11 protein-coding genes are annotated in these 14,437 nt (G+C 43.5%); 4 read left to right on the top strand and 7 right to left on the bottom strand.

Annotated elements, in window-relative coordinates:
* Nucleotides 1-155: 155 nt before the first annotated feature.
* Complete coding sequence (locus AC27EZ_RS04095) at nucleotides 156-1,751, bottom strand: isocitrate lyase (RefSeq protein ID WP_487134099.1); 1,596 nt, start codon at nucleotides 1,749-1,751, stop codon at nucleotides 156-158.
* Nucleotides 1,752-2,098: 347 nt separating this feature from the next.
* On the opposite strand from AC27EZ_RS04095, the gene AC27EZ_RS04090 reads away from it, so the two are divergent.
* From AC27EZ_RS04090 to AC27EZ_RS04075, 4 genes are all read left to right on the top strand, one after another.
* Nucleotides 2,099-3,055, top strand: a complete 957-nt coding sequence (locus tag AC27EZ_RS04090) for a chemotaxis protein CheV (RefSeq protein WP_487134098.1) — start codon at nucleotides 2,099-2,101, stop codon at nucleotides 3,053-3,055.
* Nucleotides 3,056-3,283: 228 nt separating this feature from the next.
* A complete protein-coding gene (locus AC27EZ_RS04085; protein WP_487134097.1) occupies nucleotides 3,284-4,687 on the top strand; it encodes an alkaline phosphatase in 1,404 nt (467 codons plus the stop codon).
* A gap of 22 nt (nucleotides 4,688-4,709) precedes the next feature.
* Nucleotides 4,710-5,630: a glutaminase B gene (gene glsB / locus AC27EZ_RS04080; protein ID WP_487134096.1), complete on the top strand. Its 921-nt coding sequence runs from the start codon at nucleotides 4,710-4,712 to the stop codon at nucleotides 5,628-5,630.
* Between the two features lie 180 nt (nucleotides 5,631-5,810).
* Nucleotides 5,811-6,482 (top strand): hypothetical protein, encoded by a 672-nt coding sequence (locus AC27EZ_RS04075; RefSeq protein ID WP_487134095.1) that lies wholly within the window; start codon nucleotides 5,811-5,813, stop codon nucleotides 6,480-6,482.
* Between the two features lie 967 nt (nucleotides 6,483-7,449).
* On the opposite strand, the gene AC27EZ_RS04070 is transcribed toward AC27EZ_RS04075, so the two are convergent.
* The 6 genes from AC27EZ_RS04070 to AC27EZ_RS04045 form a co-directional block, all read right to left on the bottom strand.
* A complete protein-coding gene (locus AC27EZ_RS04070; protein ID WP_487134094.1) occupies nucleotides 7,450-8,235 on the bottom strand; it encodes a hypothetical protein in 786 nt (261 codons plus the stop codon).
* Nucleotides 8,236-8,550: 315 nt separating this feature from the next.
* Complete coding sequence (locus AC27EZ_RS04065; RefSeq protein WP_487134093.1) at nucleotides 8,551-9,684, bottom strand: lipocalin-like domain-containing protein; 1,134 nt, start codon at nucleotides 9,682-9,684, stop codon at nucleotides 8,551-8,553.
* Nucleotides 9,684-12,296 carry an ABC transporter permease gene (locus tag AC27EZ_RS04060; protein ID WP_487134092.1) on the bottom strand — a complete coding sequence of 871 codons (2,613 nt, stop codon included), beginning with the start codon at nucleotides 12,294-12,296 and terminating at the stop codon, nucleotides 9,684-9,686. Before AC27EZ_RS04060 ends, AC27EZ_RS04065 begins: the two co-directional genes overlap by 1 nt.
* Nucleotides 12,296-12,949 carry an ABC transporter ATP-binding protein gene (locus AC27EZ_RS04055; RefSeq protein ID WP_487134091.1) on the bottom strand — a complete coding sequence of 218 codons (654 nt, stop codon included), beginning with the start codon at nucleotides 12,947-12,949 and terminating at the stop codon, nucleotides 12,296-12,298. Before AC27EZ_RS04055 ends, AC27EZ_RS04060 begins: the two co-directional genes overlap by 1 nt.
* Before the next feature lie 178 nt (nucleotides 12,950-13,127).
* A complete protein-coding gene (locus tag AC27EZ_RS04050) occupies nucleotides 13,128-13,829 on the bottom strand; it encodes a VC0807 family protein (protein WP_487134090.1) in 702 nt (233 codons plus the stop codon).
* 46 nt (nucleotides 13,830-13,875) lie between these two features.
* Nucleotides 13,876-14,415 carry a rhomboid family intramembrane serine protease gene (locus AC27EZ_RS04045; protein WP_487134089.1) on the bottom strand — a complete coding sequence of 180 codons (540 nt, stop codon included), beginning with the start codon at nucleotides 14,413-14,415 and terminating at the stop codon, nucleotides 13,876-13,878.
* Between the last annotated feature and the right edge of the window lie 22 nt (nucleotides 14,416-14,437).

Genomic DNA, 14,437 nt, shown 5'->3' with positions numbered 1-14,437 from the left:
TTTAGTTAAGCTAATGAATTTAATGGTTAAAACTAGAGGTGTACGTAATAGAGGATGATGGCCTATTTTTTACAGCTGGCATAAAATTAATAAATGCCGTGAATAAAGAAGGGCACCCGAAGGTGCCCTGAGGAAAGGTTGGGAAACTTTTCCTTTTAAACGTCGAACTGATTCATGGTGTTGTCATCGCCAGACGCTTTCAATGCGCCCTCACCAGAGAAGTATTCTTTGTGCGTATCACCTAGGTCAGAACCTGCCATTGCTTGGTGTTTAACACACGCAAGACCTTGGCGAATTTCTTGACGCTGAACACCGCGAACATAAGCAAGCATACCTTCTTCACCGAAGTAACCTTTAGCAAGGTTATCAGTAGATAGCGCTGCTGTGTGGTAAGTAGGTAGCGTAATAAGGTGATGGAAAATACCCGCTTCGCGCGCTGCATCAGCTTGGAAGCTCTTAATTTTCTCATCAGCTTCTGCCGCAAGCTCACTGTTATCGTAATCTTCAGACATTAGCTTGGCACGGTCGTAACCAGACACATCTTTACCTGCTTCTGTCCATGCGTCGAATACTTGCTGACGGAAGTTAAGCGTCCAGTTGAACGACGGAGAATTATTGTAAACAAGCTTCGCGTTAGGTACTTGTTCGCGAATGGCATTTACCATTTCAGCGATTTGACCAACGTGTGGTTTTTCAGTTTCAATCCACAGTAAGTCTGCACCTTGCTGAAGTGATGTTACACAGTCTAGTACTACACGGTCGAAACCTGAGTTGTCTTTAAAGCGGAATAAACCGTTTGGTAAGCGCTCTGGCTTAACAAGCTGACCGCCTTGTTTAAGTACAAGGTCGCCTTCGTTCAAATCTTCAACACCGCTTACTGGCGAAGTTTTAAGGAACGCGTTGTACTGCGCTGCTAAATCGCCTTCAGACAATGACACTGGGATCTTCTGAGTAAGGCCAGCACCAAGTGAGTCGGTACGTGCAACGATTACGCCTTCTTCAACACCAAGTTCAAGGAATGCATAACGTACTGCATTAATTTTCGCTAGGAAGTCTTCATGAGGAACCGTCACTTTACCGTCTTGGTGGCCACATTGTTTAGCGTCAGAAACTTGGTTTTCGATTTGGATACAACATGCACCCGCTTCAATCATTTGCTTAGCAAGTAGGTATGTTGCTTCTTCGTTACCAAAGCCTGCGTCGATATCAGCAATAATAGGTACTACATGTGTTTCGTAGTTCTCAATCTCTGCTTGAATCGCAGCCACGTCGCCGCCGTTTGCTTTTGCATCGTCCAGCTTGTGGAAAAGGTCGCCTAATTCACGAGCGTCAGCTTGACGAAGGAAAGTGTAAAGCTCTTCGATAAGTGATGAAACCGACGTTTTTTCGTGCATAGATTGGTCTGGCAGTGGACCAAATTCAGAGCGAAGTGCTGCAACCATCCATCCTGAAAGGTAAAGGTAGCTCTTGCTAGTAGTGCCTTGATGTTTTTTAACAGACAACATTTTTTGTTGGCCGATGAAACCGTGCCAGCAACCTAAAGATTGCGTGTACTGAGACGTATCAGCATCGTATTCAGCCATATCTTTACGCATGATGCCTGCAGTATAACGAGCGATGTCTAAGCCCGTTTTAAAGCGGTTTTGTAATTTCATGCGGGCAGCATACTCTGGGTTAATTCCTTCCCAAGTACCTTTTTGTGCTGCTTTTAAGGTGGCGAAGTTATCAATGTCTTGTTGATATTGCGACATGCTCGTCTCTCCCGACTATAATTAAAATTCTTAACGTTGTTTTGCGATTACGCTGTAGGGCGTTCCCGTTAGTTCCATTTCATCCTAGTGCGGAGTTGAAGATAAGAGAAATATATAATTTGGATTGCCGTCATTCATATTGTGAATATTTGTGTGGCGACACGTTACTCATAGAGACGAAAGTATAGTGAGCATTGAGTGATAAGAGAGAGTAAATTTATACCATCACGCACAAGGTGTTTTGTTAACAGGCAACGACGTTTAAAGATTAATAAGCGATAACGTGCTTCATGAGGCATTGCCTCGCGCGTTAATAGGCGGTTGTAGACTGAGAAGAAGTGAGCGATATGACTAATAGCGTACTGTCATCGGTAGATCAAAGAACCAAACTAGTAGGGGAGAACCGCTTAGAGCTACTCCTGTTTAGGCTAGGCTCACGCCACATCTTTGCTATGAACGTGTTTAAAATCAAAGAGGTTATTGGCGTGCCTAAGCTTAATAACATGCCTGGGTCGCACAGTAATTTGAAAGGCGTGATGAATTATCGAGGCGCCTCTATTCCCATTATTGATTTACGCCAAGCGATTAAAATGCGAGGTGGTGCTATTGGCGATGAAGCGAATAACGTAATTATCACTGAATATAATCGCAGTGTTCAGGGGTTTATTATTGGTCATGTAATGAACATTGTGAATACGTCTTGGGACACGATACAGCCACCACCAAGCGGTATAGGTAAATCAAACTATCTAACCGCTATCACACAGGTGAATGTAGGTGGCAATCAAGAGATTGTAGAGATAATAGATGTAGAAAAAGTACTGGCCGAAATTATCGATTATGACATTACTATTTCTGAAGAAGTGCTCGATTCCAACATCGTTAACCATTTTGTAGGTAAAAAAGTACTGATTGTTGATGACTCTAGCACGGCACGTAAACAAATCTCAGATACGTTATCGCAGCTTGGCGTGACGATCATCGAGCGCAAAAATGGTGCACAAGCACTCGCGCTATTAAAGCAGTGGGCTGACGAGGGCAAACGTCCAAGCGATGAAATACTGTTAATGTTTACCGATGCCGAAATGCCTGAAATGGATGGGTATCGCCTGACAGCTGAAGTAAGAGAGGATGCAAGAATGAGTGATTTATTTATTGCGCTTAATACCTCATTAAGCGGCAGCTTTAACGACGCCATGGTTGAAAAAGTAGGGTGCAACCGTTTTATCTCTAAATTTCAGCCAGACATGCTTGTCGACGTCGCGCAGCAGCGACTTCGAGAATTTCTAGAGCAATCTAAGTAGCGAAGCGCTACTTAACGACAACTTTACTAATCTTAACGTAAAGTTTTGAGGTACGCTCCGTCCTGATTTACACTAGCGCTATTATTAGTAACGTTTTGTGTAGTTAATACGTTTTTAAGGCGTCGGTTACCTATTTTTCGCTTCTTTCGCGATACTACCCAAAATAGCGCTTTTCTTTTTATGTGCCTTTACGTGTAGGCGCGTAGTTTATACTTCAGGGAAGTTTTCATGATTAAACAACATATTCGTACAACGCTAGTACTTTGTGCCTCTGCTGCAGCATTGATTGGGTGCGGTGCCACAGATAATACAGTGAATACTGCCCCGCCAGCCGCAAAGCAAAACATTCCGAAGAACATAATTATGGTAGTGGCTGATGGTATGGGGCCTGCGTATACCACCGCCTATCGCAATTATGTTGACGACCCGAGTACACCTAGTATTGAAAATGTTGTGCTTGACGATATTTTAGTTGGGAATGCTTCGACTTACCCTGCTCCGGTATCAGGCTATGTGACTGACTCTGCAGCAGCGGCTACCGCACTGGCAACAGGTGTTAAATCGTACAATGGTGCAATTGGCGTTGATGTTGATAAGCAACCGCTTCAATCGGTGATGCATTTTGCTAAATCAAAAGGCATGCGAACGGGACTAGCCGTTACCTCGCAAATAGTGCATGCCACGCCGGCTTCTTATATCGCCCATAACGAAAGCCGTAAAAACTATAATGCTATTGCCGAAGACTTCTTTGACGTTCGCGTAAATGGTGATTTCGTTGCCGACGTTATGCTTGGCGGTGGTACGTCTTATTTTAAGCGTGACGACCGTAACATACTGGCAGAGTTTGTAGACGCGGGGTATCAACATGCAGACTCTTATGAAAGTTTAGCGTCGGTACCGACTGGCAGTAATATTCTTGGTTTGTTTGCGCCAGTTGCGCTGCCATGGGTGCTGGATGATAGCCGTAAAAATCGTCTTGAGTACATGACAAAACATGCCATTAAGCATCTAGAAAATGACAACGGCTACTTTTTGTTAGTAGAAGCAAGCCAAGTTGACTGGGCAGGACATGCAAACGATATTGCTTCAGCAATGACAGAAATGCACGACCTAGCGTTAACCATGTCGTTTTTGCGTGAATATGTTGAAGCAACCCCGGATACCTTAGTGATATTAACGGCAGATCACAGCACCGGCGGGCTTACCATAGGCGCGCATGGCGACTATCGCTGGAGCCCTGAGTTTTTACAAAACATGAATGCATCGGCAAGCGTAATTGCGCTTGGTATGGTGAATGAAGATAAGCCTGGCGATTATGTTGCGAAGCAACTAGGGCTTACTCTCACCGATGAAGAATTGGCCACGTTCGACAGTGTTGCTAAGCAAGACGATGCGATTCGTTTAAGTGCGATTAAGACGTTTTTAGACAACAAAACCAATACTGGCTGGACGACGACAGGACATACTGGTGTTGACGTTGAAGTGTTTGCGTTTGGAGCGGGGCAATCCTCATTCCTAGGACAAATCGATAACACCGATATTGCTAAGAAAATCTTTTCATTTATTGATGGAAAGGTACCGCATGGACCTCAGCGCGGTATGGCATCAACAACAGGCGTGACAACCTATTAATAAGTCGATGTCAGCTAGCCGAATGGATGAAGATATCGGGTCACTTCTTGAAGGGATTTTCGAAGAAGTAAAGCCCATGCTAGGGCAGGGAAAAGTTGCAGATTATATCCCTGCGCTTGCATCGGTAGACCCAAACCAGTTCGGTATCGCCATTTGTGACAACGAAGGGCATATTACGTCGTTAGGCGATGCCAATGTGCCTTTTTCAATTCAAAGTATTTCAAAAGTTTTCAATCTAGCGCTGTCCATAAACCACTACGGCGAAACGATGTGGGACAGGGTAGGCTGTGAGCCGTCAGGCTTACCGTTTAACTCATTAGTTCAGCTAGAATACGAAAATGGTATTCCTCGAAACCCATTCATAAATGCCGGTGCGCTGGTGGTCAGTGATATGGTGCAGTCGCGCTTTGCGTCGCCCCACATTGCGATGCGAGACTTTGTTAGACGTTTGTCATGTAACCCTGACATTATGGTTAATAAAGTGGTTGCTGACTCAGAGTTTGAATACCGCGCGAGAAACGCCGCAATGGCGTACCTTATGAAAGCATACGGTAATTTTGAAAATGAAGTAGAGGCCGTATTACACAACTACTTTCATAACTGCGCAATAGAAATGACATGCGTAGACCTGGCAAGGGCTACTAATTTCTTGGCTAACCGAGGTTTTTCTGCTTGCGCTAACGAACAGGTATTAACTCCTGATCAAAACCGCCAAGTTAATGCGCTTTTGGCCACCAGCGGCATGTATGACGAGGCAGGAAGCTTTGCATTTAAAGTAGGGCTTCCTGGAAAAAGTGGGGTTGGTGGCGGCGTTATTGCTGTGGTGCCGGGCCGATTTTCTATCTGTGTGTTTTCTCCAGCGTTAAATAGCGTGGGTAATTCACAGTTAGGTGTGGCGGCACTCACCAGTTTAAGTAAACGAATAAACTGGTCGGTTTATTAGCGAGTTAAGTTTTTAATAGTTACGAGTGAGAACGTCAGTTTTTTTTACATTTCTTAGCTTTGCTTTAATTAATCCATTAATAATCAATGGTTTATTTTTGGCATGTTTTTGGCTTTACTGGGTTTGGTGTTAATCGAATTTAATACGCAAACTCTTTAAATCAAAAAGGAATTGTTCAAAATGTTCAAAAAAATAGCTCTAGTGGTAACTGCTTTAGTTATGACGCAAAGTGCAAATGCAGTCATGATTTTCCAAGGATCGTCGTCAACAACAGCAACAGTAACTAACTCGGTTGCACAAGCTCGTGCAGCATGGGAAGCTCAGTTGTTCTCATTTGATAATGATGATTTGACTGGATTTACATCAAATGGTATTGGCGGCTTTACCTCTACTTTTGGTAACATTTTTACGTCTACTGGAAATGGAAGTTCAATTAGTGCGGTTTCAGGCCCTGCTCTTCGAGGCTCGCGTCCCTTCGGTGTTTCGCTTATTGAGTTTACGGTGGAGTTCCCTGCTCTAGTTAACGCTATTGGGTTTGATGTGTTTGATAATGATGGTGGCGGTATGGTTATGTGGTTGACTGAAGCTGACGGCAGTGAAACTAGATTCGACCTTCAGTCAGTTCCAGGTAGCGGTCGTACTGAGTTTTTTGGTGTTGTATTTGAACCAACTACGTTAATCAGTAGTCTGCGCGTTGGCGGTACCGATCCGGGTGGCGTAACCACATGGGACAACTTTACTACTGGTATTGGACAAGAAGCTCAAAATATTATTGATGCAAACGCACCTGCTACATTACTTATGTCTTTATGCGCAATTGCTTTCCTTGGATTTAGACGGAAGGCTCAATAAGTCTCATTATTGATCTCTAAGAGCTGGCGTTTTGCCAGCTTTTTTGTTTCAAAATTAGAACATAGTCAATTTCAAAAACGTTACCTCTTTATTAGATCTACGAACGCTCTGATTGCTTTACCTATTTCTTTCTCTGTAATGTAAGTCTAAAAGAGATGAGTTCGAATGCCGTTGTTTTTAGTTCCTAGTGCTAAGGCTTCCCGCAATGGTCACCAGAGCGAATAAAGATATTATTGCGGTCACTCAACCCTCTGGCTATCAATTAAGGAGGTATATCGTTAATACTGAGGCTAAACGGACCACTGAAGTTCTTTCCGCCCAATACAAAAGCTTCTGTTAATTGAAAGGCTATTCTTTCTTGCCATGTGCTTGTACTTATAGGGCTCACAACCTGACGATTAAATAGATACTGGCGTTCAAATCTTTCTCTCAAGTCTGAAAGAAAGTCGGGATCTATGACACCTTTATTTTTCATTGACCAAACATGGAATCTGAACAACGGCTCTGATCCTGCGTCTTTAATTCCTCACACAATATTACAGGCACTTGGTGGAAAGTCGAGAGACGTTAATCCCGCCGGAGCGCCAGAGCTTAGCTTTATGTTTAACAATTCAGATGCGCGCAAAAGGTCTCGTTTGACAAAATCAACTACAACTGTCATACGTCCTGCCGTACCGGATAAGAAATTAGACTTTATGTTTTTAAATTTGTATAGGGGATGCCGCGCCATTTTTCGGTATTTGTTCTTGTATGCTTGATTAGTTAAGACAGCTGCTCGTTTTGATAATGAGTCATGTTTTTACCTGAGGGGCTCTGATAAAGCGCAAGCGCTTTTTTATTTAGGCTGTCAAATGAATTTCTCGAAGATATTTCAGTCAAAAAGAAAAGAAAAACTTAACTTTTCATTGCTTTAGGTTAAATAGCGCTGATGAGCAGCGCTTATTTTATTTCTATTATCATTTACTCATTACTTATGCGCACTAGGCTTACTTTTTCTACTAAGTGCCACTGCGGCTACACTTGCAATAAACAGCATCGACGTTGCCGGAGCAGATACCGGAACTGTGTCGACAAACACATTTATTGATGTAGACGTTACTAAGTCGTTCCCCGAGAACGCGCTAAGCGAAACGGTATACTGACCGGCTCCTACAGGGGCGCCTGGTAGAAAACCCATGTTCACAGAGTTTTGTCCGATGTTAAAGTCGTCTAACATACTGCTAAGATTGGACGTGCCGTCTGCAGGAATAAAACTAGCGACGTTTGCCGCCGAGGATTTGTTTCCGTCAGCGTTAATCCATGAACTATTATTGCCCAAGTAATAACCTGTGCTAGTACCTGAAACAGGGTTGTAGTTTTGAATGTTCATTGCCGACGATGGATTGTAGTCTACGCCGATTAAATAGGTGTATGTACTTAACGGAGAATCACCATCTAGTGTGTCAGAGTTAATTGACCAGTCGAAGCTCCAAATAGACCTATTGCTTGGTACCGTTACGCCAGTAGAGTTAAACAAATAGTTTCCATTACTATCTTGAACAATGCCTACGCCTATCTGATCGTTTGGTGAAGCGTAGCGTTGTTTTGCTCGTAATCCCAATTCAAGATTTCCAGATGTTGCAACGGTGAAACCTTGGTTTGTATTTCCACTACCCCATATAATCCCAGGTGTGATGAGCGCTGCATTGGCAACGCCTGAAAATAAGAATATAGATAGTGAGCTTAGCGTTATTAATTTCTTTAAATTTTTCATTAATTTTCCTATAACGATAGTGTTAACACTCCAACATAAGAAATAATGGCAGTAGAGCGTTATACTTTAGTCTAAGCAATGATTGTTCCCTTTTTTTTATTCTTTTTTATCAGTAATTTATGTTTATGGGTAGACGGAGACAATAAAAAGTGTAAAAAATAATGACGAAAATTGTTAATGGTTTTTTAATTTTGCGCTGTTGCTTTTTATCAGAGCCTTTCACACTAACGTTTGCCCTGCTAGCTGTGCGTCTACAGGGTGAAACATAGAGATTAGGCGGTGTAAAAAAAGTAGACACTCGCTTCGCAAGACCCATCAATATCCCGTTAACTCTAAAAAGCCAGCGCCGCTATGACTACCAGATACGTCGACTCTTCCCTCATAGTAGGGAAATACACTGTGATTCCATTGATTTTCCTTGAAAGGGCTTATTGTAATATCAATGTGTTTAGTGGGTATCGAAAGCGTCCATCGGGTAGGTACCGATTTTTCATTGATGCGCTCTGTTGCCAATACTGAAAGCTGGATATCGTCTTGGGTTAGTGTTTGTGACTGTCCAATCGGTGAAATATAGGTGCCGGTGGTGAAGGTATCTGAACGAGCTTGGTCTTTGCTTAACCTGCTGCTTGGCGTTGCATGCATTTGAAACGCCATAAGTTTGCTTCCATCATTAAGATGCAGTGAAAACCAATCCCAACCCAATGCGTTATTGTTAGCAAGGTGACTTGTCCATTCATGATCAAACCAGCCATTGCCCGTTACCACAACGCTTTCACCCTTAATTTCAATATTGCCCGCCACTTCAATATGCGGTTGACTGTAATAGTAAGAACGCAGCGAAGCATTGGCTGTTTTTTTACTATAGCCGTTACTACCGTGCTTAATAAATGGGCCCGTTTGCGTTAGCGCTAACGCTACGTTTACGTCTTGCTGAATAGTGATGTTTACGTTGCTCGGAAACAGCGCGTTAGAGGATGATGTCCACGACCAATTGTCTATTATTGCTTCAAATGGTTCAGCACTGACAAACGCGTTGCCGACACCACCTTGCGCGAAGCGCTCTTCAAAGTAGTGATTGTCGATTGTGTGTAACGATGCATGCCCCATCCATTGTTGGCTATTCGACCAATCGTTTTGCGTTGTATCGTCACGTAAGAAACGAAATAGCGTGTATTGTAGACCGTAATCGTTACCTTTATTATCTTGCAGTACAAACGTTAAGTACCACCATTCAAGTTGGTAATCAGGATGACTTTTGTGATCGTACGGTATTAACAGCGGCTTGCTTTCATCTACGCTTGCATGTTGTGAAGAGGGGCGCATATCACCAAAAAAGCTAATAGGTTTTTGTGGTTCGCTGCAGCCAGTCAAGATAACCATTGCAAGTAACCAAACTAAAAACGCTCGATATGTTAAGCCATTAAAAAAACCGTACAACGCGTTAGTCATTACCACTCCTGCCGTAAATCGACTTTTTGTTTCATCCTACCAAGAGGCAGCAATAAGATAACCAAAACTGTTGCAACGCCGAAAAGCGCGCTATGTGCGATAACCGACACGTCTAAAATGAGCGGGTATACCCAATGAAACGCATAGCGATTAACCAACGTTATGAATGCCCACGCTAAGAAAAGACCAAATGGGATGGCCAGCAGTGTGGTGATAATGCATAACGACAAATACTGGGCGAATAGCGCCGCTTTAATTCGTCTAGCACTTACCCCTAGGGCGCTAAGCACACTAAGTTGAGACTGATTACCCATAGCTAGCATGCTTAGTGATACGGCAAACGCTAACCCTGCAACCAACAAGGTGGTAATGTTTAAGCCGTGAGTGAGAACAAAGGTTTTATCAAACGTGTCCATGGACAGGCGCAGTAACGCGTCTCTTGTGTAAAGTGTGCCTTGTTTATTTAACATTGCGTGGTGCGGGGTAACATTTCCACTTAACGACACAACACCAGAGAAGGTAGAGGACGCATTAAATAACCGTTGAGGAAGCAATACTTGGGCGTGAATGTTGCCGTAGTCTGGATAAACGCCTAACACTTCCCACTGTTTCCGTTTTATTGCGTTAAACACTACCTGAGTGTTGTCAGTTTTATCGCTATTACTTAAAGGAGTGTTATCAGTAGAGGCGTTCTCGACTGGCGTTAGTGATAGAACGTCACCGGGCGTAACCTTATATTTAAATGCAAATTGCTGATTAATGTATATGCCTTCGCCATTGGCAAAACGCTGCGTGCTATTTGTAACGGCATTTTGTAGTACCAACGTACGCTGCGCCTTTTCATTTTCTAAAAAGCTTCTAAGCCTCACCGGTACGGCAACATCGTCAATATGAGCAACGGCGCGCCGGCGGTAGACAGGCACGGCGGTTATATCATCTGGAAGTTGTAATGCATCCACCTTGCTCTCGGTGTAGAGGTACGCCGGTGCGTCAAGACGCTGCGACAGCCAACTTTCTGTGGCCTCTCTAAAGCTATCGGTCATTACATTCATACCCACGTTAGCAGTAAGTGCAATGAAAAAAGCACTGATCGCTAGCTTCGTTTTATGCGATAGCCTATGTGTACTTGCCGCAATATAGTGCAATAGTGGTTTATTTCTTGGCGTGATGTGCTCAATTAATTTTGTTACTAATGGCAGCCAGAAAATGATTAATATGCAGCTAACAACTAACACAAACCCAACAAAAAGGAGTGCTTCTAGAGTAGAGCTAACAAGGTGAAGCACTACATAAAATGTCACCAAACACAGTGCTGAACCAACAAGTACCTTTGAAACCGTCGGCGTGGCATAAGGCGTTGCGTTGCGTTTATTAAGCGCATGTTTAATCTGCTTTGCTGGGAGCAATGAAAATGCAGCCAGCGCTAGAAAGGTCACCAACACGCTTTGAAAGAAGAGCGATAACAAGGCTACATTTGGTGTCACGAAAAGTGAATCAAATAACGAACTAAACGTAGTGGTAAGTATTGGAGATAGGAGCACAGCGCCGTTAAACCCCACCAACAGGCCGATAGCGCAGCCTATAACGCAGTATAGGAATAGTTCGCAAAGTAAGCTTATGCTTATTGTACGTGGCGGGATACCAAGTTGACGTAGCCTAACGATGTTAGGTAGTCGAGTGCGATACATTAAATTGAGTGCGTTGAGAATAATAAATAACGACACCACACTCATTAATATTCCCATGGCCCACAGGTTAAGTTTAAAACTATCTGGTAGTGAGCCAGTATCAGTAAGGGTAGGAGGGCGTTGAATGGTTAAGTGCTTTGGCAGATACGTGAGTAATTGTTGACTATCTGCATCGCTCAGCGCTGTCATAAATACTGCGCCTGACAGCGGCGTATTTTTTAGCGTACGGCCTTGTGTATAATAATCTGACAGGGCCATTATCAGAGAATCACGAGGCGCGTAGCTACTGGTGCTAATCGAAAGTTGCTGTGAATAGGGCGCTGTTGTGGTTTCTGCCGGATCATGTTTTGAAGGCGTCAGTGAATTCACCTCCATTGTATTGCAAGTAAGCGTGTCCGCAAGCGTCGGGTGCGCAATGGCTGAAATTAAACGGGTATCGGCACTGCCAGTTTTTGCATTGCGTGCGCGACTCAAACCGAGTAGGGCAGACGTACGTTGAGCGCCGCTCTCTAACTCACTACCTTTAAATGAGAGTAAGGCTTGAGCGTCTATTCCAATTAAGCGTAATGCTGTTGCTTCAGAAGTTGATGGTGATTGGTTGGTGTTATGCGCATCTGAATGCGGGCAGTTTACGCTTGCATCATACTGAGAAAAGGCCACGAGTTGTGTGTAGCCTTGTCGTCTTAGCGCAACATAGTCGCTTTTCGTAAAGGTCTCTCCTTTTTTTGCAACTACCATTGCGTTACTAAATAAGGTCGTTTGCGTACTGACGAGTTCGCCCTGTTCTGCCCCCTTGTTAATAAGCAGCACCGTAACTAAGCCGGCATTGGCGACAATAATTGCCAAGGCAATAAGCAGCGGCTCCCACGGGCGCTTCTTGCTCATCGCCAATAATGCGCGAAAGGTATGGGAGATTAACCCCATTATGCACGCTCTCTTTTTAATTGTCCTTTGTGAAGCCAATAGGGCGTTTTCGCTTTCTGTGCTACGTCTTCACTGTGTGTGACGACCACTAAGGTGGTATTTAATTGCTGACATACATCGAAAAGCGTATTGGCAACAAGTTCACTGGTGTCTTCATCAAGGTTACCGGTAGGCTCGTCGGCCAAGATTAGCGACGGCTTATGAACAAGCGCTCTGGCAATAGCCGCGCGCTGTTGCTCACCCCCTGATAGTTGAGAAAGCGGTGCATTGGCTAAAGATAAAATGCCAAGCTTTTCCATTAACTCTGTTTGAAACGCGGCATCGGCGTTGCCTTTTAACCTGCTGGTAAAGGCCACGTTGTCCCACACTGAAAAGCAATCGAATAAGTTATAGCTTTGAAACACAACACCAAGGTGTTGGCGTCTAAACGCATCTGCGTTTTTCATTGCCAATAATGCGTTACCGCCGATTAGAATGTCACCGGACGTTGGAGCGTCAAAACCCGCGATAAGCGAGAGCAACGTTGACTTTCCGCAGCCGGAGGCGCCGCGAATACTGACACTGTCACCTTGGTTCACAATAACGCTAAGGTTATTGATTATCGGTGTAGTTTGTTTTGGAAACGTTTTAGTAAGTTGCTTGAGTTCTAGCATGGCGACACGTTTATGAAGTACGTAACTTTAGTACGGGGTTTGTATAATAAAGCTCAACACGCAGTACCTAAATTATCCGTTACTTAGTGCATTTTCTCTTGATGATAGAACTGTGGCGCTCGCGCTCAATGTGGTTAATTAAGCGCCAAAGTATAGCCAAAGCGGTAGGGTAAACGCGTTATTGATTAATAAAGTTGTCTAACTCTTCACCGGTAAGCTTTTTGATTTGAGCGAATAAATACCATAACGCTGCAATTAACAGGATCATACTAGGAATAACAATAACCGGATAACTCAGGGCCGTCATTTTACCTAGCTCTTCGGTGTAAGCCGTGGTACCAGGTTCACTGACCAAGATCATTTTTGCCAAAATATAATTTAGGGCTGATGATAGAAAAAACGAACTGGCGACAATATACGAGCTTACTGCTATTTTATGCTTGAATGCACGCTGCTTATTTTGTTCATCTAATACTTTGTTTAAGTACGGCCAATTAATAATTTGATCGTTTAATATCAGCATCTTTACTAATGGCTTGTCAGAGTATTGGGTAATGAGCACGGCAAGGCCAATTATGCCGGGAATCGCGGCTTCTTTTATGGCAATGTACTCGGCAGGTAGTTTAAGTAAACTGAACCCTCCGGTAAGCAATACGCTGATAATACCAAGGATTGAAAAACCGTTAATTTTGCCTGATGCCTTTAAGTCCCAAAGCCCATAACCTATCGGAAAGCTGAGTGCGGCCACCACACTCCATGCAGGCCCTAAATAATCTTCTGAGCTGGTATAGCTCATGATCACCACGGGGATAATAATGTTGAACGCAAGATTACCAAAGAAACCTTGGTTTTTTTGTGTAGGTTGTTGTGCTGCTGTCATAATACTTTTAGCCGCTATAATAATACTGCAATTATACGTAAACCAATTATCGTGCCCAGTACCAAGCGGCAAATAAACCACCTAAAAAGCCAAATAAATGATATTCAAATGAAATAAATCGCGAACTGGGAAGTACGCCCACTAACATGCCGCCGTAAATAACGGCAACAACAATAGAAATCAGTAAGTACCGCTTTTTATTTCCAATAAAGCCTGCCAGCACTAAAAAACCAAAATAGCCGTACACCATACCACTAGCGCCTATATGTATGGCACTTCTTCCTAATAACCACACGCCAAGGCCTCCAATCACCATTGCGCATAGCGTGGCTGCGATAAACGTACGCTTTCCCCATTGCATCGTAAGCCACATAAACAATAATAGAGGAACTATGTTTGCGAATAGGTGGGCTGGCGAACCATGCAGAAATGGAGCGGTAAATATATACGGTAAATGCGAGAGCGTTCGCGGTATTACGCCGAATTGGTTTAGCATATTTCCCGTTAGTAAATTAATCACTTCAAGTAAAATAAGCAGCGCGCCAATAAAGAAAAGTAGCTTAACTTGTAACGATAGTGGCTTCATTAAACATCACTCTGTTGTAAAT

It is taken from the genome of Alteromonas sp. 4NH20-0056 (genome assembly GCF_057539655.1).
Note: the sequence above shows the minus strand (reverse complement) of the source record. Positions and strands in the feature narration are given on the sequence as shown.

What these genes read in the sequence shown, in the direction of transcription:
- AC27EZ_RS04095 (WP_487134099.1), bottom strand. Translation starts at nt 1,751, where the DNA reads ATGTCGCAATATCAACAAGACATTGATAACTTCGCCACCTTAAAAGCA.
- AC27EZ_RS04090 (WP_487134098.1), top strand. Translation starts at nt 2,099, where the DNA reads ATGACTAATAGCGTACTGTCATCGGTAGATCAAAGAACCAAACTAGTA.
- AC27EZ_RS04085 (WP_487134097.1), top strand. Translation starts at nt 3,284, where the DNA reads ATGATTAAACAACATATTCGTACAACGCTAGTACTTTGTGCCTCTGCT.
- glsB (WP_487134096.1), top strand. Translation starts at nt 4,710, where the DNA reads ATGGATGAAGATATCGGGTCACTTCTTGAAGGGATTTTCGAAGAAGTA.
- AC27EZ_RS04075 (WP_487134095.1), top strand. Translation starts at nt 5,811, where the DNA reads ATGTTCAAAAAAATAGCTCTAGTGGTAACTGCTTTAGTTATGACGCAA.
- AC27EZ_RS04070 (WP_487134094.1), bottom strand. Translation starts at nt 8,235, where the DNA reads ATGAAAAATTTAAAGAAATTAATAACGCTAAGCTCACTATCTATATTC.
- AC27EZ_RS04065 (WP_487134093.1), bottom strand. Translation starts at nt 9,684, where the DNA reads ATGACTAACGCGTTGTACGGTTTTTTTAATGGCTTAACATATCGAGCG.
- AC27EZ_RS04060 (WP_487134092.1), bottom strand. Translation starts at nt 12,296, where the DNA reads ATGGGGTTAATCTCCCATACCTTTCGCGCATTATTGGCGATGAGCAAG.
- AC27EZ_RS04055 (WP_487134091.1), bottom strand. Translation starts at nt 12,949, where the DNA reads ATGCTAGAACTCAAGCAACTTACTAAAACGTTTCCAAAACAAACTACA.
- AC27EZ_RS04050 (WP_487134090.1), bottom strand. Translation starts at nt 13,829, where the DNA reads ATGACAGCAGCACAACAACCTACACAAAAAAACCAAGGTTTCTTTGGT.
- AC27EZ_RS04045 (WP_487134089.1), bottom strand. Translation starts at nt 14,415, where the DNA reads ATGAAGCCACTATCGTTACAAGTTAAGCTACTTTTCTTTATTGGCGCG.